This is a genomic window from Corallococcus sp. AS-1-6, from assembly GCF_020037015.1.
Lineage (GTDB): Bacteria > Myxococcota > Myxococcia > Myxococcales > Myxococcaceae > Corallococcus.
Genome location: NZ_JAIQDE010000008.1, coordinates 104,765 through 123,744 on the forward strand (window position 1 = coordinate 104,765; position 18,980 = coordinate 123,744).

Sequence of the window (18,980 nt, forward strand, 5' to 3'; positions counted from 1 at the left end):
GGCTCAGGCCAGCATCTGGATGGCGTGCTGGAACATGCGGAGCATGTTGGCCAGCTCCTGCTGCATGCGGCCAATCACGACATGGATGGCGATGAACATGATGAGCACGCCCACCAGCGGCTTGAGCGACATGGAGATGAAGAACACCTGGATCTGCGGCGCGACGCGGTTGATGGCGCCCAGGGCCAGGTCGGTGACGAACGCGGCCACCATGCCGGGACCCGCCAGCGCCAGGCTGATCTTCAGCAGGTCCGCGAAGGAGCGGATCATCAGGTCGAAGAAGGGCCACACGCCGCGGCTGAAGCGCGGGAAGCCCTCCAGCGGCACGATGGCGAGGCTGTCCGCGAGCGCCCGGATGATGATGTGGTGCCCGTCCAGCGACAGGAACAGCACCACGCACAACTGCACCTTGAGGCTGGAGAAGAGCGACACCTGCGTGCCCAACTGCGGCACGTAGAGCTGGGCGTTGTTGCTGCCCGACATGGTGTCCATCAGCGTGCCGGCCACGCGGGCCGCGTCGAACACCATGTTGACGATGTACGACAGCGCCACGCCGATGAAGACCTCCTTGAGCAGAAGGCCGATGTACGGGAGCGCGCTCAGGGGGATCCGGTCCATCCGGTCCGCGACGGACGGGAAGAGCACCGCGGACACCAGCAGGCCCAGGCCCAGCTTCATCTCCGAGGGGACGACCTCGCCGCCCAGGAACGGGCTGAAGATGAGGATGGGCATCACGCGGCACATGATGAGTGCCATCGTGAAGATGACGACCGACAGGTTGACCCGAGCACCCAGCTCGGCCATGGCTTCGCCGATGTTCATCTGCCGATGAGCGCCGGGAACCGGTCGAAGACGTGGAAGGTGAAGCGCAGGAGCTGACCGCCAATCCACGGGCCCGTCATGGCCAGCACGCCGAAGACGAGCACGACCTTGGGCGCGAAGGAGAGCGTCTGCTCTTGAATCTGCGTGGTGGCCTGGAACAGCGAGACGAGGAAGCCCACCAGGAGGCTCATGAGCACCGGCGGCGCGGAGACCACGAGCACCAGGAACAGCGCCTCCTGGGTGATGAACGTGAGCTGATTCATGGAAGTACGGGGCTCCTTACAGGTAGCCGATGACCAGGCCCTTGGCGATGAGGTACCAGCCGTCCACGAGCACGAACAGGAGCAGCTTGAAGGGCATGGAGATGGTCGTGGGCGACAGCATGTGCATGCCCAGCGCCAGCAGGATGTTGGCGACCACCATGTCGATGACGATGAAGGGCACGAACAGGAGGAAGCCGATCTGGAAGGCCTCCTTCAGCTCGGACACGACGAAGGCCGGGACGATGACCATGAAGTCGTTCGGGCCAATGTCCTTGCGGTCCTCCTCCTTCCGCATCTTCTTCGCCAGGCTGTAGAAGAGCGTGCGGTCCTTGTTGGTGACCTTCTTCATCAGGAACTCGCGCAGGGGCTCCTTGGACTTGTCCGCGGCCCCCAGCATCGTGCCCACCGTCTCCGAGGAGAAGACGGACGTGCCCCGGGACCAGATGTCGATGCCGCCCGCCCGGTACATCTCCTGGCCCACGGGGGCCATGATGTAGACGGTGAGGATGATGGCCAGGCCGGTGATGACCTGGGTGGGGGGAATCTGCTGGGTGCCCAGCGCCGAGCGGACGATGGAGAGCACCACGGAGATCTTCACGAAGCTGGTCACCATCATCAGCGCGAACGGGACCAGGGACATGGCCGCGAGCGCGAGGATGAGGATGAGCGGACGGGAGGTGAAGGAGTCGGAGCTCACCGCCTCCTTGACCATCTCATCCGGCATCGAGTCGCCGCCCTTCTTCGCCGCGGACGCGACGAAGGGGGAGAGCGACACGAGGGCCGCGAAGAGCCAGGGCGGAGCGCGGAACAGCAGCGGGCGAGCGGGAGACGAACGGTTCACGTGACGGCCTTCAGACGCCCGGCGGCGGCGTGGTGCCACCGGTCCGGCGGGAGAGGAGCTTCTGGAGGAAAGGACTCAGGGACACCGGCGACGACGGCGGACGCGCGGCGCGGATGCGCTCCACGGCGTCGCGGTCCAGCTTCGAAACCAGTTGCACGCCACCCTCGCCGCCACCCACCAGCAGGTACTCGTCCGCGGCCTTCAGGACGAAGAGCGTGCGCCGTTGATCCAACGGGATGCGCTCCATCACCGACACAACCGACGCCTTGCCCACGGGCACGCCCTGCAACCCCATCAGCCGGCGCAGCCCCACGTTGAGCGTGAGGTAGATGGCCGCGAGCACCGCGCCCAGCAGCGCCACCGTGCGCACCACCACCCAGGCCAGGCTCTCCTGCGCCTCCGCGCCTTCGGCCTCGGGGACGCCCAGCTCGCGGTCCAGCTCGTCCGCGTGGCGCTTCGCGCGGGCCGCGGCTTCACCCTCGACGGCCGGGGCGGGGGCCGCCAGGGGAGTCTGGACGGAGGCCGCCTCCGGGGCCGGCGCCGCCACGGAGGCGTCGGGCGAAGAGGCCGCGGGCGCCTGCGCCAGGACGGCGGGCGACGCGAAGAAGAGCGCGGCGCCGAGCAACAGGCGCGAGGGGAAGAGACCGAGGACCGCCATGGATGGGCGCGAGCCTAGTGCACCCGAGTCAGGACCGCCACGGGCCCGGGCACAAGCACGCCCCCCTGCCCGCCTGCCTTGTGACGCACGGGCGCAAACGCTTCAGCTCAGGTGGATGATGCGCACCCCGAGCTGGCCCTCCAGCTCCACGAGCTCACCCCGGGCCACCACCTTGCCGTTCACCGACAGGTCCACGGGCTCACCCGCCCCGCGGCGCAGGTCGATGACCTGGCCCGTGCGCAGGCCCACCACCTGTTCGGCCGTGATGGGCACGCGCGCCAGCTCCACCGCCACCTGCAGGGGCAGGTCGCTGAGCAGATCGCTTCCGTCCTTGTCGTCCAATGCCGCCCCTTCGAGTTCCGGAGGAACGCCCAGCTCCGGGTTGGTGAAGTCCTCGTTCTCTTCCGAAGCGCCCCCGGGCTCCCCACCCTGGGGGTTGCCCGGCTCGCCGGGGATGATGTCCGTGATGCGCGCCCGGTAGCGGCCCTGCTCCACGAACACGTCCGCCGCGAAGTGGCCGGTGCGCCCCAGGCCCAGCCGCAACTGCGCCGTGCCGGGCTCGCCCCGGTCCGGCCGCGCCGACAGCATGTCCAGGAGCAGCACGTCCTTGATGCGCAGCGACGCCAGGTCCTGGGCGGACAGCTCCGCCACGCCAATCTCCGCGCGCAGCCAGTCGCGCAGCGCGGACAGGCGCCGGCCGTTCGCCTTCATGTCCTGGCGGCGGTGCTCGCGCCGCTGGGCGCTCTCCACCGCGGGCTCCGCCGCCTCCAGCACCGCGGACGGCACCACCAGCCGCACGATGCCTCGGTGCGAGCCCAGCACCGCGTTCAGGTGCACCGCCAGCATCGGGCCGTCCTCACCCAGGCGGGCGGAGACCTCATCCACGCCGCGCGCCACGCCGTCCAGCCGGGGCCGGGGAACGCCCGGCTGCAGTCCGGGCACCAGCTCCTTGAGGGCCTCCAGGACGACGTAGCCCATCACGCCCTCCTCGATGTCCGTCAGGGGGCGCAGGCCCACCGTCTCACCGGCGCCGCCCAGCAGCAGGTCCACCGCCGAGTGCGCCAGCGACAGCTCGATTTCGAGGATGACCCGTCCCTTGAGCGCGCCGGGGGCCAGCACGGCCAGGAAGGACGGGTCGCCCAGGAAGCGGCGCAGCTCCGTCATGGGGCGCGCCTGGGCGGACTCCACCGACAGGCGCACGTCCACGTCGAAGAGGGCCTTGAGGCGCGCGCAGACCGTCTCCAGCGTGCCCGCGTTGGGCGTCAGCCACCGCAGCCGCTCCGCCAACTGGCCCTGCGTGCGCGACACCTTCTCCAGGTTCGTGAACGCGAACGGCCGCCACGGCGACACCGGCGCCGGGGCGGGAGCCGGCGCCTGCGCGGGCTTCGAAGGCGGTCCCAGCTTCCGGGTGTCGACCAACATGGTGCGCTCGAAGACTCCGGGCTCGTCGTCCGGCTCCAGGCTCATGTCTTGGCCTCGAACCTCAGATTTTCAAGCGCCAGTCCCCGGCCGCCCAGGGCGCTGCGCAGGCCGTCGCTCTGCTCTTCGAGCATCTTCAGGGTGTCGCGGTCGTTGCCGCTGAAGACGGCCGAAATCTTCCCGTTCTTCGCGCTGACCTTGATGGACAGGCCGTTGAGCACGTCGCCGCGCAGGTCGATCTGGAACTCCGCGTTGCCCGCGGCGTTGGTGCCCACGCGCACGCGCTCGACGATCTTCTGGGCGATCTCATTCGCCATGGCGCGCAGCCGCTCGGAGCCCGCGGTGTCCTTGGGCTTGGCCACCGGCACCGGCGCCATCAGCGCGGGGTTGAAGCGGAAGCCCGCGGCGGCCATCTGCCCGCCCTTGTCGTCCTTCTCCTTGCTGGCCCCGCCGCCCGCGCCCTTGCCACCTCCGGCGTTGACGTCGATCTTCAGCTCGCCCTTCTCCTGGCTCAGCCGGCTGGCCTGACCTTCGGCCTTGTTCATGTCGCCCTCGCGGACGTCCGTGGAGCGCTTCTCCTCCACGACCTCCGTCTTGCGGGCCTCGCCGCCCTTGGACAGGCTCTGCGACTCGCTGTTGCGCTGGGACTGCTGGGCGCCCTGGGTGGACTCACCGGGCTTCGCGAAGGCGGTCTCCTTCTGGGCCAGCTTCTCGTCGAAGGACTTCCCCTGCCCCTGCGCGAGCCGCGCCAGGACCTGCTTGCCCAGGGGCTGCTTGAGCTCCTGCGCCTGCTTGGGCTGGGCCTGCTCGGCCTGGCCCTGCTGGACCAGCTTGGAGAAGACGGACTCGCCCTGCAGTCGCTTCTGGGTCTTCGCCTCCGCGAGCTTGCGCTCCTGGATCATCCGCTCGGCCAAGCGCGCGGCATCGCGATCATCATCAACTCGGCTCATGGCGTCTCTCCAGACTCGGCGGAAGGCGGCGGGAGGTTACTTGCGCTGGCGGGCCAGGAACAAGGCGCTGCCGATCTCCTCCTGCTGCAACTCCTCCCGATCCTGGCGCTCCTTTTTCACCTGCTTGACGAACTTCTCCTTGTTCTTCTCGATGGCCTTGAGCTCCTTGGCGGCCTCGGCCATCAGCATGCGGCGCTGCTCCACCAGGCGGCCCGCCGTCCGGACGACCTCCTTCTGGTGTTCAATCTGGAGGGCGACCTGGGCTTCGTCGTCCTTCAGGCGCTCCTCGAAGCGGCCCATCATGTTCATGCCGTTGATGCCGGCGCCCTTGGCCATGATCTGCTGGAAGTACTCCTGGACCTTGGCCTTGCGCTCCTTGCGGCGGCGCTCCAGCTCCGCCTCCAGGCGCTGCTGTTCCAGCTCTTCCTTCGCCAGCGCCTTGACGGCGTCGGAGAAGGCCTGCTCGGCCTCGTCCTTCGCCTTCTCACGCATGTCCAGCAGGGACTGCAACCGGTACGGGGGCATGGTGGGGCCATCCTACCCAAAAACCGTCCGGTCCGTAGGTACGCCGGGGCGGCCCGGCTCACTCCGCGAACAGGTTGATGAGCTGCTCCACGGTCTCCTCGTACGGGGAGTTGGAGTGCGTGTCCTGCTTGAGGAAGTCGATGATGGAGTCGTACTTCTCGATGGCGTAATCCGTCCGGGGGTCCGCGCCGGCCTGGTAGGCGCCCAGCAGGATGAGGTCGCGCTGCTTCTCGTAGGTGGAGAGCGTCTCGCGCAGCTTGCCGGCGGCCTTCTTGTGCTCCTTGCTCACGATGCCGCTCATCACACGGCTGAGGCTCTGGAGCACGTCCATGGCGGGCCACTGGTTTCGCGCGCCCAGCTCACGGTTGAGGATGAAGTGGCCGTCGAGAATACCTCGGACCTCGTCGGCGATGGGGTCTTCCATGTCACCGCCGGCCACGAGACAGGTGTAGATGGCGGTGCACTTGCCCTTCGCCGAGTTGCCCGTGCGCTCGAGGATGCGCGGCAGCATGGAGAAGACGCTGGGCGGGTAGCCCTGACGCGCCGGGGGCTCGCCGATGGCGAGGCCGATGTCGCGCTGGGAGCGCGCCAGACGCGTCACCGTGTCGAGCATGAACAGCACGTTGCCGCCGCGCTCCCGGAAGTACTCCGCGATGGCCGTGGCCACGTAGGCGGCGCGCAGACGCACGAGGGCGGGCTGGTCGGACGTGGCGCACACCAGCACGGCGCGCTTCATGCCCTCCTCGCCCATGGCGTCCTCGATGAACTCGCGGACCTCGCGACCACGCTCGCCGATGAGCGCCACGACGCTCAAGTCGGCTTGCGTGTTGCGGGCAATCTGGCCCATCAGCGTGGACTTGCCGACGCCGGAGCCGGCGAAGAGGCCCACGCGCTGACCCTCGCCCACGGTGAGCAGCCCGTCGATGCAGCGCACGCCCAGGGGCAGCGGCCGCTCGATGCGCTGGCGGGTGAAGGGGTCCGGGCAGTCGCGGTCCACGGGCCAGTCGACCAGGTTATCCCCCTCCAGGGGCAGGCCGTCCATGGGCTCGCCGATGCCGTTGAGCACGCGGCCCAGGAGCCCGTCGCCGCACTTGATGGTGAGGGGACGCCCCGTGGGGATGCACTCGCTGTCCGGACCGATGCCGTACAGCTCGCCCAGGGGCATGAGCATCACCTCGTCGCCCACGAAGCCCACGACCTCCGACTTCATCAGGCCGCGCTGGCGGTTCTTGATGAGCACCAGCTCGCCGATGCGCACGTTGGGCACGCTCGCCTTGATGACGAGCCCCGTCAGCTCCGTGACGCGGCCGCGCACCCGGACGAGGGACGCTTCCTTGATGAGGTCGTAGTAGCGCGAGAGGTCGATGGCCATGGCGGATTCCGGGAGGGCTCGAGGGCGCGGCGTTGGCCGGGAGGCTCAGGGAGGGCCGCTCTTGCGACCGGTGTCCGGCTGCAGGAGGTTCTGGAGCATCTCCAGTTGGGTGGGCAGTTGCGCGTCCACGGTGCCGTACTCCGTCTGGACGATGCAGCCCACGGGAGCGACCTCCGGGTCCTCCTTGATGGCCAGGTCCACCGTGCGGCCGATGAGCTCCATCAACTGCGGGCGCTTGGCGCGCAGCACCGTGGCCGTCTTCGGGTGCACGCGCAGGACCATGGCGCGCGCGTTGCGGAGGTTTTCAATGGCCGCGGCGCACATGTCCACCAGCAGCTCCGGCTCGCGCTCCAGGTCGCGGCCGAGGATCTTCTCCGCCATCTTCAGCGCCAGCGCGATGATGTCCTGCTCCTGGGAGTTGAGCATCTCCCCGGCCTGGATCTTCGCGCGCAGGAGCAGCTCCGTGGCCTGGGCGATGCCCTCCTGACGGCCCAGGTCCTTCGCCTTGGCGAAGAGCTCCTCCTTCTCGCGCTGGGCCTCGGCGAGGATGCGCTCACGCTCGCGGTGGGCCTCCTCGATGATGCCCTGGGCGCCCTGGCGTGCCTCGAAGACCTCGGCGTTCATCACGCCCGCGCGCGGCGGACGCAGCGCCGGTCGCTCGGACGTGGCGACGACCACCGACTCCGCCAACCCGTCCCCCTTGATTACCTTGCCGATCGCCATGGGCCACTCCTTGAAGACCGGATGCTAGCGCGTTCCGCCGCGCGGTCCACGCCCTCCCGGACCGCCCGCGTCATCCTGGGCCGGCCGGTCGGAGGGAGGGGGGCGCCGGCGGCCCACCTGCGTTCCCTCCGAGACCCGGGACGAGGATGCCTGGCTGGAGAGCACGCGCGGGGGACGCTCCGGCTCGGCCCCCGGTTCGGGACGCGCCGCGGGGCGGCCCCCCGTGCGCGAGCGCAGCACGCGGGCCCCGTCAGCGGCTTCCCCGGACGGCTCCGGGCGCCGCGGGGCGCGCTCCTCCGCCTCCGCGGGAGGACGCGCGGGGCGCTCGGCCCGGACGGAGCGGCCTTCCGGCGCCTCCGGCTCCGGCGGGCGTGACGCACCGCGTGCCCCCAGCCGCGAGGGCGGCGGGCCAATGCGGGCGCCGTCTGGATCCGGCCGGGCGGGACGCGACGGCCGCGGGCCCTCTGGATCACGGCGGCCGGGAACGGCCCCGGTGGACGCGCGGGGCGCGGGCCCCACCGACGAGCCCCGGTCCACCGGCATGCGGCGCATCTGGGAGCCGTTCGCGTCCCCTTCCGGCGCCACCGTGGAGGCACGGGGCGCGGGCCCACGCTCGCGCTCCACCGGCATCCGGCGGATCTGCGAACCGCCCGCTTCGCCCTCCGGCGGCGCCACCATGGAGGCGCGGGGCGCGGGCCCACGCTCGCGCTCCACCGGCATGCGGCGCATCCGCGAACCGTTCGCGTCCCCTTCCGGCGAGACCATGGACGCGCGGGGCGCGGGCCCTACCGACGAGCCCCGCTCCTCCCCTGGCGCCGGGCGCGGACGCGCGCCGGGGGGCGCACCCGGGCCCGCGTCACGGCTGGACGCCGCACCCGCGCGCCGGGCCGCGCGCTCGGCCATGAAGTCGCGCTTGGCGCCCGCATCCGCGGACTCTCCGGCGGGAGGGGCTCCCCGCAGGGCCCTGGGAGCCCGGAGCGCGGGCGAGCGCGACGGATCCGGCGCGGTGGTGCGCAGGCCCTCGCGAGGCGCGGGGGCCGCCCCGGGGCGCGCGGCGGCCGGAGCCGCGGGACGGGCTCCCTGGGCTCCGGGAGCCGCGGGCGCGGGCTTCCGGGCCCCCGGCGGTGGAGGCAGCACGGCGGAGGGGCGCGGCGGCGGCGCGGTCAGCCGCACGGGGCGCTCGATGAGGCCGCGCACGGCCAGCCGCTCCAGGTCCATGACGATGTCGGTGCGTCCGCCGTCGCCCCGGGCGGTCGGCCGCGAGCGCTCCTCGCGCACCCACTTCGCCACCAGGTGGCCGAACTCGCCGCGGTGCTTCTCCAGCATGCGCGCGGCGAACTCCGGGGACTGCGCCACGCACGCGCGCGCCAGCCGCTGCACGCCCGCGCTGCGGATGGCGCCCGCCAGCCGGCTGAAGCCATCGTGCAGGTTGAGCTGCGCGCGCGCGTCCTCCTCCGGGAGCTTGCGCGGCGCATTGGCCGCCACGGACTTGCTCGCGAGCTGGAGCAGGTCCGGGGGCAGCGACTCCAGGAGGCCGTTCAGCTCTTCTTCGGGCAGTCCCGCCAGCGCCGGCCCCAGCACGCGCGCGCCCAGCCGGTCACTCACCGTGAGCAGCTCGCGGGTCTGCAGGTTGAGCACGTCCGCGAACTTGAAGCCCGCGGACTGGCCCGCGACCTCGCGCGCCAGCGCCTCCTCCAGCTTCCAGCGGATGATGTCCAGGACCTGCGGCCGCACCTCGCGGGTCAGCTTCACGCGCGAGGCAGGCAGGTGGCCGCGCACCGCCTCCGCCATGTTGCCGGGCAGCGCGCGCAGCGTGACCTCCACCAGGGCGCCGCGCTCGCGCTGGAGCAGCGCCGCCAGCCGCTCCGGATCCGCGGTCCACAACTGGCCGCGCCGGTCCTTCATCAGGCGCTTGAGCTCCTGGACCACCGCGGGCAGGCGCTTCTCGCGCGGAATCTGGAGGATCTCCTGCGCGCGGTGGCGCAAGAGCGCGCCCTCCTCGTCCGGCAGGTGCTCCAGCGCCGCCATGCTCTCCTGGCCCCCGAAGGTGACCGCGGTGAGCAGCATCATCGTCTGGCGTTTGCTGAGCGAGGTGAAGAAGGAATCCAACGGTCACCTCGCGGGCCCCCAGGTGGCCCGCTGAAGATAGAAGTCGTGTCCCCGGCCTGGAGGACACGTCCCGCGGACCACCCCAGGAGGGCCGCGGGAAGCGACGTGCAGCTCTAGCCCTCGCGACCGCCGCGCGCACGCGCGGGGCGCGCCGCCGCGGCGGGGGCGGCGCCGCCGGAGCCTCCGCGCATGAAGGTCCACGCGGTGAGGCCCATCATCGCCAGGATGAGCACGAACGCGCCGCCGAGGATCATCTTGAAGGTGCTGGCGCTGGCGGCCGTCATGCGCACGCCGAGCACGTCCTGCAGGCGGTTGGTCTCCGTGGTCTCCGCCGTGGGGGCCATGGCCTCCGTCATCAGCACGGTGACGGCCTCCGGCTTGAGCTCCGCCACGGAGCTGGCGACGAACTGCTTCACCGCGTCCACCGAGACGGGGGGCTTGCCGCCCTCCACCGTGCGGTACTTGATGAACACGGAGGCCGACGGCATCGGCTTGTTCTCCGGCTGCGACAGGTCGTTGTTCTCCGGCACCATCACGATGGCGCGCGCCTCCAGCACGCCGTCGATCTGGTTGAGCGCGTTGGAGACCTCGCCCGCCATGGCCTTGAGGAGCATGGCGCGCTCCTCCGTGGCGGTGGGCACCATGCTGCCCTTGGCGAAGTGGGACAGGCCCTTCTCCACCGGGCGCGGCAGCGAGTTGCGCTTCAGCAGTTCCGCGGCCTGCGCGGCGTCGCCCTTGGGGACGACGATGGTGAAGCGCACTTCGTTGCCGCCCTCCGCCTTCTCCTTCTTGGCGTTGATGCCGTTCTTGCTGAGCAGGACGTAGATTTCATTCGCGTCCGCTTCCGTCAGCTCGTGCTGCAGCTCGATGGAGCAGCCGGTGAGGAACAGCAGGGCGAGGAGCGGGGCGGCGAAGACGGGCGTTCGGCGAGTCATGGGCGCGCTTAGCTTAACAGGGCCCTTGCAAAACGCGGAAGGGCGCCCCCTCCCGACGTTGGGAGGGACCGCCCTTCGCATGCCGCCCTGGCCCGGCGGGGTGGGGACTTCAGACCTGCGTCTTGACGACGTCCTTCAGGCCGCTGGTGGCCTTCTCGACGACCTTCGACGTGAGGTCCAGCTCCTGCGAGTACTTGTACATGGACGCCTGGAGACCGAGCAGCTCGGCGTTGGACATGTTCTTGCCGGAGGAGGCCTCCTTGATCAGCTTGTCCATGCTGACCTGACCCTTCTCCAGACCGGAGACGAGGTCGGAGACCATGCCGCCCGACTTGGTCGTCTTGGAGGCTTCCGCCTTCGCATCCACGGGCTCCGCGCCCTTGGCCGTGGCGGGCTGCTGGGCCGCGCCGCTCACCTTGTTCAGGTTGGCCTTCTCCGCCTTGTTGACGGTCTCCACCTGGCGGACGGCGTCCGCCTTCTGGGTGGCCTGCGCGGCCTGGGCCTTGTTCACGTTCTGGGCGGCGTCCACCTGGCCGGCGCCCTGCGCCTTGTCAGCGAGAACTCCGTCGAACTTCGACGCGCCCGTCTTCTGCGTCTGCTGCTGCGCGCCCTGATCCTGCAGCTTTTGCTGCGCCACCTGTCCCGCGGAGATGCCGCTCATCGGAGCCGCCATGTGACACCCTCCTTGCATCCGTCGAGGGGGGAGGGAGTTCCTCCTCCTCGTTCAAGAGTTCCTTGAGCCGATCAATGGCCCGCGCATGAAGCCGCGAGGCCCAGCTCTTCGACTGCCCGATCTCCGCTCCTGCCTCTTCCAGCGTGCGTCCCTGGAAGTAATAGCCCTGCAGGAGCTTGCGCTCTTTCTCCGGAAGCTTCTCGATGGCCGAGCGCACCCGGTTCTTCAACTGCTCCATCTCCAGGCGCTGATCCGCCGGGAGTGATTCATCCACGTAGCCCGCCGCCTCCGCCCCTTCCGCCCCCGCCGCGAAAACCGCCGCGAGGCCCGCCACGGCATCCGAGATGTCTCCAATATCATCGTCGAATGACGACCCGCGGTTGCTTGCGCCCTGCTCGCGGTCCGCCAGATTTCCCAGATACGCCGTCGCGCGCTCGCCCTGATAGGCGGTGCGGGCGTCCGCGCCCCGCAGAACGCCCATCTTCCTCAGGCCGTCGAAGATGGCGCCCTTGATGCGGTAGTGGGCAAAGGTGAGGAAGTTGGCGCCAACCTTGGGGTCGAAGCGCTCAGCGGCTTCCAGGAGACCGATTTGCCCATAGGCCAGCAGTTCATCCAGCTCGAGCTGGGCATTGAACTGCTTGCGCACGGTGGCCGCGAGCGACCGCACGTACGGGCCGTACTTCTCCAGGATGACCTTCCTGTCTTCACCCAGAGGCAAGCGGCGCGCTCACTCGGCCTTGGACCACAGCCGCTCGAGAACCTGGTTCAGCCGGGGATCATCCTGCAGGGCCCCGGCGATGCGGCCCGTGAGGGCAGCGGACTTCATGTTCAACTTCTCCTGGAGCACTTCCGAGACGAGCGCCTTCGTCGCCTCTTCCTTGCTCTTGAAGCCCCCGTTCTTCAGCCGCTTGGCGATGGCGAGGGCCTGCGCCGCGATCGGATCCGTTGCCTGGGGGCCCTGGACGTTGCTGGAGCCTACCAGACCCGAGGGCCCGACGAGCGATTCCGTGCGGTCCACCTTGCCGCCAAAGGACGCGCCGGAGGCACCCGACGGACCGGACGCCCCCTTCACGCCGCCCGCGCGGCCCTTCCCACCCCCACGTCCGACTCCACCGACAGCCATCGACGTACCTCCTTCCGCTTCCGCGACTACTTCTTCGGCGGAGGCAGGGCCCCCGCTTCCTTCGCCTGGATGAGCGCCTGGGCCAGCTTCGCGCCGTCGCTTTCGGGCTCCAGGTCGATGGCGGCCTTCAGCTCCTTGAGGGCCTCCGGCACCTTGCCCATGAACAGCAGGGCCTCACCGGCGTGTGCCCGGGGCAGCGAGGACAGGGGCGCGAGCCGCTGGGCGACCCGGTAGGCCGCCAGGGCCTTGTCGTGCTTGCCCTGCGCGAACTCCACGGCGCCCAGGCCGATCTGCGGCACCTCGCTCTTGGGCATGAGCGCGGCGGCGCCGGCGAAGACCTCCTTCGCCTTGTCGAAGTGACCCATGTCCAGCCACAGGTAGCCGGACTCCAGCAGGACCATGGCCGGCTGGCGCGCCAGGGGCACGAGGCTGTTGGCAATCTCCGAAGGGGTCTCCGCCATGGACGTCGCGCTTCCTTTCCTGTCGCCGGAAGCACGGAAGGCGGCCGTCGAGGGCCGCCTTCCTTGCACCGGTCAGATTCCGCTGTCCGTGAAGACTAGCGGATGTTGCCGATGGAGTTCTTGGTCGTATCGTGCCGCGACTTCATCACGTTGGAAACAGCCGTGAAGAGCTGCGACTCGTGCTGCATGGCCGACTGGAGGTTCAGCAGCTTGACGTTGTCGTCCATCATCGTCTTGAGGCTGCTGTTGTTGGTGAGCTGATCCGACACCTGGCCGCCCGAGGCGCCGCCGCCGACGCTGGTGCCCAGGCCGGTGGAGCCGCCCGTGGAGGGCAGGCCGGAGCCGCCGACGCCCGGCAGGTTGGTGGAGGGCACCGCGCCGGAGCCGGTGTTCATCACGCCCACGTACGGGCCGCCCTGCATGCCGGAGCCGGAGGCGCCGGAGAAGGTCTGCGCGGAGGAGACGGCGGCGGAGACGATGCCGGCGCCCGGAACGAAGCCCGCCACCGCGCCCACGCCCGCGCCCACGGCGCCGACGGTGCTGTTCAGGCCGTTCTGCACGCGCGCGCCGAAGCTCGTGTTCGGCGTCTGCCGAGCCGTGGTCATCTGGGTGTTCATGCGCAGGTTCGGGCCCATCATGCCGCTGTCGATCTTGCTCATTTCAGCCTCCGCGCTGGTGCCAGCGATTCGAAAAGGGGAGCCCCGGGATCATCCCTCGGCTCTTTCAATGGATTATCGGGAGAGCCAGCCGCCGGTTGCCTGCTGGTGACAAGAAATCGTCCGGTCCCCGGAAAGGCCCGTTATTTCCGGCCCTTGGACTGCTTCGACTCGGCGACGAGCTTCTCGCGGACGTCCACGAGCATGGTGAGCAGCTCCTCGGAGCGCGCGATCGCAGCCTGGGCCTTCTTGCCGATCTCCGCGCGCGGGCCCTTGAGGCCGGCGAGCCCCTCCTTGACGGGCGCGAAGAGCGCCTGGACGTCGCTGGCGGAGGCCTTCTCGATGAAGGTCTCGACGGCGGGGTACGACGGGACAGGCAGTTCCTGGGGCTGGGGCTGCGGCGCGGAGGGCCTGGCGGGCGGGGGCATCGAGGTCTCGGTCTCCTGGCGGGGAGCAGGCATGCGGCCAGCCTCCGCTCTTTCCCCAGCACGCTAGGTGAATCCGGAAGCGGCTTCAAGCACCCCACCCGGCGGCCGGAGCGCCGGATGTCGCTTCCGGACCACGTCCCATGGGCCGGGGGCCGAACAGGCATTCACGCGGTCTCCTCCCCCCGACCTGTTCCCCACTCCCACCACCCCTAGCTTTTTCCCAACGGGGGGGCCCGGTGGCGCCGCCCCGTCCCACTCACATCATCCGGGAGAGATTCCATGAAGAAGCTCATTGGGGTTTTCGCGTCCGTTGCGCTGCTGGGTTCGGGTGTGGCGTTTGCCCAGGACAGCACGACGCAGCAGGGCTCGCAGCAGCCGTCGACGTCGTCGGGCAGCATGCAGGGCTCCTCCGGGAGCACGGGCAGCTCGGACGCCATGGGCGGCTCGGGGTCGTCGTCCTCGCAATCCATGGGTTCTTCGAGCATGACGGGCTCGAACGAGCTGACGGGCAAGGTCGTCAAGAGCGAGAGCAAGAAGGTCTACGTCAGCAGCGCCAGCGGCGCGGTGGTGCCGCTGGACATCGACAGCAAGACGCAGTTCACCGACCCGAGCATGAAGAACGCCAAGAGCCTGAAGGAGGGCCAGGAGATCCGCGCCAGCTTCCAGGTGAAGGACGAGAAGAACATGGCGACCAGCATCTCGCCGAGCTCGGGCACGGGCGGCTCGGGCTCCGACGTGATGTCGCCGGACTCGTCCATCAACGAGGGCAAGGGCGGCTCGGGCATGGATGACAAGAACCAGGGCAACGACTCCTCCATGAACCCGGACACGGGATCCAGCACGGGTTCCAGCAGCTCGCCGAAGACCTACTAGCACCGCGTCTCCCCTCCCCTGTTCCTCTCCCGCATGGGAGGGGAACCGTGGCTCGCGGCCCCCGTTCGTCGGTGGGCCGCGAGCGGCTTTCCATGAGGGGCGGTGCACGCAGGAGCGGCATGGACCACGAGGCGGATGTCGTCATCCTGGGGGCCGGTGCCGCGGGGCTCGCCGCCGCTGAACGATTGATGCGCAAGGGCCTGCGGGTCATCGTGCTGGAGGCTCGCGACCGCGTGGGCGGCCGCGTGGCGACGCTCCGGGACACGGTGGCGGAGGTGCCCCTGGAGCTGGGGGCCGAGTTCATCCATGGCAAGCCCGGCGGGTTGCTGAGACGCGCCCACCGGGCGGGATTGACGGTGAGCCCCTGCAACGACAGGCATGCGCTCCTGTGGCGCGGGAAGCTGGGTGACGGGGAGGATGCCTTCGCGTTCCAGGAGGCCCTGATGTCCGCGAAGGGACCGGACCGCCCCATGGCCGCCTGGTTGGAGGAGCAGGCACGCATCCACCGGTGGTCACCCGTCGTGTGCGCGATGGCGCGCTCGTATGTCCGGGGCTTCTACGCCGCGGATCCGGAGGTCGCGAGCACGCTCGCCATCGCGCGCATGGAGCGCACCGCGGACGCGTCCGGGGGCACGACACCCTCGCGTGTGCTGGAGGGGTACGACCGCGTGCCGCACGCGATGGCCGCGAAGCTGCTCGCGAAGCCGGACACGCTGGTCCTCAACGCCGTGGCCGAGGAGGTGCGCTGGAGACCGGGCTCGGTCCTCGTGCGGGCTCGGACCCGGCAGGGCACTCCGCTCGGGACGTTCCGGGGGGCGCACGCGGTGGTGACGCTTCCCGTGGGCGTGTTGCAGGCGAAGCCGCCCGCCCCGGGGGCCGTGCGCTTCGTGCCTCGCGTGCGGGAGCAGGAGCGGGCCTGGGGCCGATTGGCGATGGGCTCCCTGGTGAAGATCCTCCTGCGCTTCCGCACGGCGTTCTGGCGGGAGCAGGAGGCCACGGCGCGCTTCGGCTTCTTCCACGCGCCGGCTTCCGCGTTCCCCACCTGGTGGACGCTGTCGCCCCACCGGCGCACCCGGCACCTGGTGGGCTGGAGTGGAGGCCCTCCCGCTGCGTCGCTGTCCCGTTCGAGCGAGCGGGTGGTGTTGGGACGCGCGCTCCAGGGGCTGTCCCAGCTCTTCAAGCTCTCCGTGCGGGAGCTGAACGCGCGGCTGGAGGCGTGGCACGTGCAGGACTGGCAGGCAGAGCCCTACACGCGCGGGGGCTACGCGGTCATCCCTTCTGGCGCGATGGACGCTGTCGCGGCGCTCGCGCGGCCCGTGGGCCGGACGCTCTTCTTCGCTGGCGAGGCGACGCACGCGGGCGGTGATGAGGGCACGGTGCATGGCGCGCTCGAGACGGGACGGCGCGCGGCGGACGAGCTGCTGGACCGGCGCTCGAAGGCCTGAGCCCTTCCGTCCTCCTGGCGGAGGAGCGGGCGGAGGGGCGCTGGCGGTGATGTGGAAGCGTTCGCGCGTGGACATCTTCGAGGCATGCGCCTCTGGATCGCCATCGTCGCGGGATTGAGCATGGGGCAGTCGTACGACGTGGAGCCGCTGCCTCCGGAAGATCCTTCCGTCAGGGACCCCGCCGCCGCCGCGTTGCAGGATGCCTATGAGAAGGCCGCGGATGACCGGGATGGTGCGCGGCCTCCCCAGGGCTACGTCATGCAGGCCCCGTTGGATTTGACCGAGGGCAGCTACTATTCGCTGACGCCCCTGATGTCCGACGGCCAACCGCCGGCCACCTCGGGCGAGGTCGCGGTCCAGGAGGCCCAGACGTATGTGCCGCCGCCCGTCCCCACGGTCTTCGCGCAGGAGCCCGCTCCTGGTGAGTCGACGGAGACGGAGGCCGCGCAGCCCCAGACGGGCACGGGAGGCGCTGGAACCACGGGGAGTTCGACGGAGCAACCCACCACGGGTCCGGGGGCGGCGCCGACCACGGGTGGAGCGGCCGCGGGGCAGCCCACCACGGGGGCGGGTGCCGCGGGGACTGCGCCAGCGTCCGGTACCACCGAAGCGAACGCCCCTGGCTTCGGCGGCGGCTACGACACGGGCGCGACCTCTTCGACCGCTCCGAGCAATGTCGCTCCAGGTGGCACGGGGGAGGCACCGCTGGATACGTCACGCGTGACGGTGCAGGAGCCGGGGACCGCGACCGGTGGCGCGGGGACGGCTGGCACGACAGAGACCGAGAGCACTGCGCCGACCACCGCGACGGGTGGCGCGGGGGCCGCCGGCACGACAGGAACCGGATCCGCCGCGCCGACCGGTGGCGCGGGGGCGGCGGGCACGACGGAGACTGGGACCACCTCGACGGGCGGCGCGGGGGCGGTTGGCACGACGGAGACTGGGACCACCTCGACGGGTGGCGCCGGTGCGGCGGCCACGACAGGAACCGGATCCACCACGCAGCCCTCTACGGGGGGCGCCGCTGCGTCTGGCACGACGGCGCCGGCCCAGGCGCCTTCGGGTCAGACGACGCAGGCGCCCCAGGGCGCGCAGGGGCAGGCTCAGACGGCTCAGGACGTCGCGGTCAACGAGGAGGTGACGCGTCTGCGCCAGCGCGTCGCGGACCTGGAGCAGGAGATGGAAGCCCGCGACGCTCGCGCCACCGAGCGCACCCAATCCGTGCAGACCCAGGTGGACACCCACGAGCAGCGCGCCTACGAGGCCGAGCGCGCCCGGCAGCAGCGGCTGGCTCGCATCCAGTCCGGTGGCCAGTGGATGCTCGCGGCGGATCAGGCGCTGGAACAGGGCGAGCTCAACGTCGACAACGCCCTGGATATCGCCGACGAGGACTTCGCCGTCGTTCGCCAGAGCGCCTCGACCTACGGACAGGGCGGCGTCGTGGTCCAGGCCGAGCGCATCCGCGCGCAGATCGCCTTCGCCCGGGATGCCGCCAACCGCCGGGACATCTACGCCGCGCGCCTCGCCCTCCAGACCGCGGGCGAGGAGCTGCGACTGGCGCGCGCCGCCAGCCTGGAGCGCTCGGGCTCGTCCAACACCCTGCTCAATCCGTGAGGCGCGGGGTGGTGCTCGCCGGCGCGCTCGCGGGCTTCGCGATGAGGTAGCCCTGCACGAAGTCCACCCCGTGCCGGCGCACCCAGGACAGCTCCTCGGGCGTCTCGATGCCCTCGGCCACCGTCTGGATGCCGAGCTGCCGGGCGATCTCCAGCAGCTTCTGCACGATGGACGCCTTGTAGGGGTCCTCGTGGACGCCCCGCACCAACTCCATGTCCAGCTTCATGAACTCCGGCCGGAGCTGGTGGATGAGGTTCAGCGACGAGTAGCCCGCCCCCAGGTCGTCCAGCGCCACCTTGAAGCCCGCCGCGCGGTAGAAGTCCACGATGGCGCGCAGGTGCGCCGCGTTCGCGGCCCGGTCGGATTCGATGATCTCGAAGACGACGTTCGACTCCGGGATGCCCGACTCGCGGATGGCCGCCACCGTGGAGCGCAGGCAGAAGGCCGGGTCGTAGATGGCCGTGGGCGTGAAGTTGATGAACAGGTGCGTGCGCAGTTGGTGCCGCACCGCCTCGCGGATGGCCGTGGTGCGCGCGGACAGGTCCAACTGGAACAGCAGGTCCGCCTCGCGCGCCGTGTCGAACAGCCGGTTCGGGGGCACCAACGCCCCGTCCCGGTCGCGGCCCCGCACGAGCGCCTCGTGCGCGAAGATGCGCGAGGTGTCCTGCGCGTGGACGATGGGCTGGAAGAAGCTGGTGAGCCGCGACTCCGCCAGCATGTCCACCAGCCACCCGGACTGATGCAGCGTGGTGAGCCGCTGCAGGGAGTCCACGCGCGGGAAGTCCGCCATGCCGGGCTCGCCGTCACCCTCGATGAAGAGGGCGCGCGTGCCCCGCACCTCCTCCGCCGTCAGCACGTTGGGGAGGCTCGCGGAGAGCTTCCGCAGGCCGCCCTCCCCCATCCCCACCACGACACACTGAGCGTCGGTGCGCAGTTGGAAGGTGCCCCCGGAGTCACGCAGGTGGGCCACCAGCTTGCCCAGGCTGTGGCCCAGCGGCGGCCACAGGAAGAGACGCCCCGGTGCGTCCGGCGACTCGGGCAGGGTCTGACAGCGGCCGCATCCGTTCATCAGGGTCATGAGACAGCCTTG

At 70.5% G+C, this 18,980-nt stretch carries 21 protein-coding genes; 3 read left to right on the forward strand and 18 right to left on the reverse strand.

From position 1 onward, the window contains the following. Positions 1-3: 3 nt before the first annotated feature. The 17 genes from K8612_RS13510 to K8612_RS13590 all read right to left on the reverse strand — a co-directional run bounded on the left by K8612_RS13510 (position 4) and on the right by K8612_RS13590 (position 13,991). On the reverse strand, positions 4-822 hold the full coding sequence (locus tag K8612_RS13510; protein ID WP_223744221.1) for a flagellar biosynthetic protein FliR: 819 nt from the start codon (positions 820-822) through the stop codon (positions 4-6). Next, positions 819-1,085 carry a type III secretion system export apparatus subunit SctS gene (gene sctS, locus K8612_RS13515; RefSeq protein WP_120528175.1) on the reverse strand — a complete coding sequence of 89 codons (267 nt, stop codon included), beginning with the start codon at positions 1,083-1,085 and terminating at the stop codon, positions 819-821. Before sctS ends, K8612_RS13510 begins: the two co-directional genes overlap by 4 nt. 16 nt (positions 1,086-1,101) lie before the next feature. Further along, the gene (sctR, locus tag K8612_RS13520; RefSeq protein ID WP_206791741.1) at positions 1,102-1,926 is read right to left on the reverse strand and encodes a type III secretion system export apparatus subunit SctR; all 825 of its coding nucleotides are present in this window, start codon (positions 1,924-1,926) and stop codon (positions 1,102-1,104) included. A gap of 10 nt (positions 1,927-1,936) precedes the next feature. After that, the gene (locus K8612_RS13525) at positions 1,937-2,584 is read right to left on the reverse strand and encodes a flagellar biosynthetic protein FliO (RefSeq protein WP_223744220.1); all 648 of its coding nucleotides are present in this window, start codon (positions 2,582-2,584) and stop codon (positions 1,937-1,939) included. Positions 2,585-2,686: 102 nt separating this feature from the next. Further along, the gene (sctQ, locus tag K8612_RS13530) at positions 2,687-4,051 is read right to left on the reverse strand and encodes a type III secretion system cytoplasmic ring protein SctQ (RefSeq protein ID WP_223744219.1); all 1,365 of its coding nucleotides are present in this window, start codon (positions 4,049-4,051) and stop codon (positions 2,687-2,689) included. Continuing rightward, positions 4,048-4,953, reverse strand: coding sequence for a flagellar hook-length control protein FliK (locus K8612_RS13535; protein ID WP_223762555.1), 906 nt, complete (start codon positions 4,951-4,953; stop codon positions 4,048-4,050). Before K8612_RS13535 ends, sctQ begins: the two co-directional genes overlap by 4 nt. 36 nt (positions 4,954-4,989) lie before the next feature. After that, positions 4,990-5,478 carry a flagellar assembly protein FliH gene (locus K8612_RS13540; RefSeq protein WP_223744217.1) on the reverse strand — a complete coding sequence of 163 codons (489 nt, stop codon included), beginning with the start codon at positions 5,476-5,478 and terminating at the stop codon, positions 4,990-4,992. A gap of 58 nt (positions 5,479-5,536) precedes the next feature. Then, positions 5,537-6,850, reverse strand: a complete 1,314-nt coding sequence (sctN, locus tag K8612_RS13545; RefSeq protein ID WP_223744216.1) for a type III secretion system ATPase SctN — start codon at positions 6,848-6,850, stop codon at positions 5,537-5,539. A 45-nt stretch (positions 6,851-6,895) separates the two neighbouring features. After that, positions 6,896-7,573: a FliH/SctL family protein gene (locus K8612_RS13550; RefSeq protein ID WP_223744215.1), complete on the reverse strand. Its 678-nt coding sequence runs from the start codon at positions 7,571-7,573 to the stop codon at positions 6,896-6,898. 24 nt (positions 7,574-7,597) lie between these two features. Beyond that, complete coding sequence (locus K8612_RS13555; RefSeq protein ID WP_223744214.1) at positions 7,598-9,682, reverse strand: hypothetical protein; 2,085 nt, start codon at positions 9,680-9,682, stop codon at positions 7,598-7,600. A 113-nt stretch (positions 9,683-9,795) separates the two neighbouring features. Continuing rightward, complete coding sequence (locus tag K8612_RS13560; RefSeq protein ID WP_223744213.1) at positions 9,796-10,617, reverse strand: type III secretion protein; 822 nt, start codon at positions 10,615-10,617, stop codon at positions 9,796-9,798. 109 nt (positions 10,618-10,726) lie between these two features. Then, on the reverse strand, positions 10,727-11,146 hold the full coding sequence (locus tag K8612_RS13565; protein ID WP_207056305.1) for an ATP-dependent helicase HrpB: 420 nt from the start codon (positions 11,144-11,146) through the stop codon (positions 10,727-10,729). A gap of 22 nt (positions 11,147-11,168) precedes the next feature. Next, on the reverse strand, positions 11,169-12,008 hold the full coding sequence (locus tag K8612_RS13570) for a sigma-70 family RNA polymerase sigma factor (protein WP_206791679.1): 840 nt from the start codon (positions 12,006-12,008) through the stop codon (positions 11,169-11,171). 9 nt (positions 12,009-12,017) lie between these two features. Then, entirely contained in the window at positions 12,018-12,413 is a 396-nt protein-coding gene (locus K8612_RS13575; RefSeq protein WP_014398430.1) for a hypothetical protein, read from the reverse strand. Between the two features lie 26 nt (positions 12,414-12,439). Next, on the reverse strand, positions 12,440-12,874 hold the full coding sequence (locus K8612_RS13580) for a tetratricopeptide repeat protein (protein ID WP_223744212.1): 435 nt from the start codon (positions 12,872-12,874) through the stop codon (positions 12,440-12,442). A 95-nt stretch (positions 12,875-12,969) separates the two neighbouring features. Beyond that, complete coding sequence (locus tag K8612_RS13585) at positions 12,970-13,533, reverse strand: hypothetical protein (protein WP_223744211.1); 564 nt, start codon at positions 13,531-13,533, stop codon at positions 12,970-12,972. Between the two features lie 140 nt (positions 13,534-13,673). Beyond that, positions 13,674-13,991 (reverse strand): hypothetical protein, encoded by a 318-nt coding sequence (locus K8612_RS13590; RefSeq protein ID WP_306799648.1) that lies wholly within the window; start codon positions 13,989-13,991, stop codon positions 13,674-13,676. Positions 13,992-14,237: 246 nt separating this feature from the next. Between K8612_RS13590 and K8612_RS13595 the strand changes: the two genes are divergently transcribed. From K8612_RS13595 to K8612_RS13605, 3 genes are all read left to right on the forward strand, one after another. Further along, entirely contained in the window at positions 14,238-14,831 is a 594-nt protein-coding gene (locus tag K8612_RS13595; protein WP_223744210.1) for a hypothetical protein, read from the forward strand. 119 nt (positions 14,832-14,950) lie between these two features. Then, complete coding sequence (locus K8612_RS13600; RefSeq protein ID WP_223762556.1) at positions 14,951-16,276, forward strand: NAD(P)/FAD-dependent oxidoreductase; 1,326 nt, start codon at positions 14,951-14,953, stop codon at positions 16,274-16,276. Between the two features lie 84 nt (positions 16,277-16,360). Continuing rightward, the gene (locus K8612_RS13605; protein ID WP_223762557.1) at positions 16,361-17,890 is read left to right on the forward strand and encodes a hypothetical protein; all 1,530 of its coding nucleotides are present in this window, start codon (positions 16,361-16,363) and stop codon (positions 17,888-17,890) included. On the opposite strand, the gene K8612_RS13610 is transcribed toward K8612_RS13605, so the two are convergent. Further along, on the reverse strand, positions 17,880-18,968 hold the full coding sequence (locus K8612_RS13610) for an EAL domain-containing protein (RefSeq protein WP_223762558.1): 1,089 nt from the start codon (positions 18,966-18,968) through the stop codon (positions 17,880-17,882). The genes K8612_RS13605 and K8612_RS13610 overlap by 11 nt on opposite strands. Positions 18,969-18,980 lie beyond the last annotated feature (12 nt).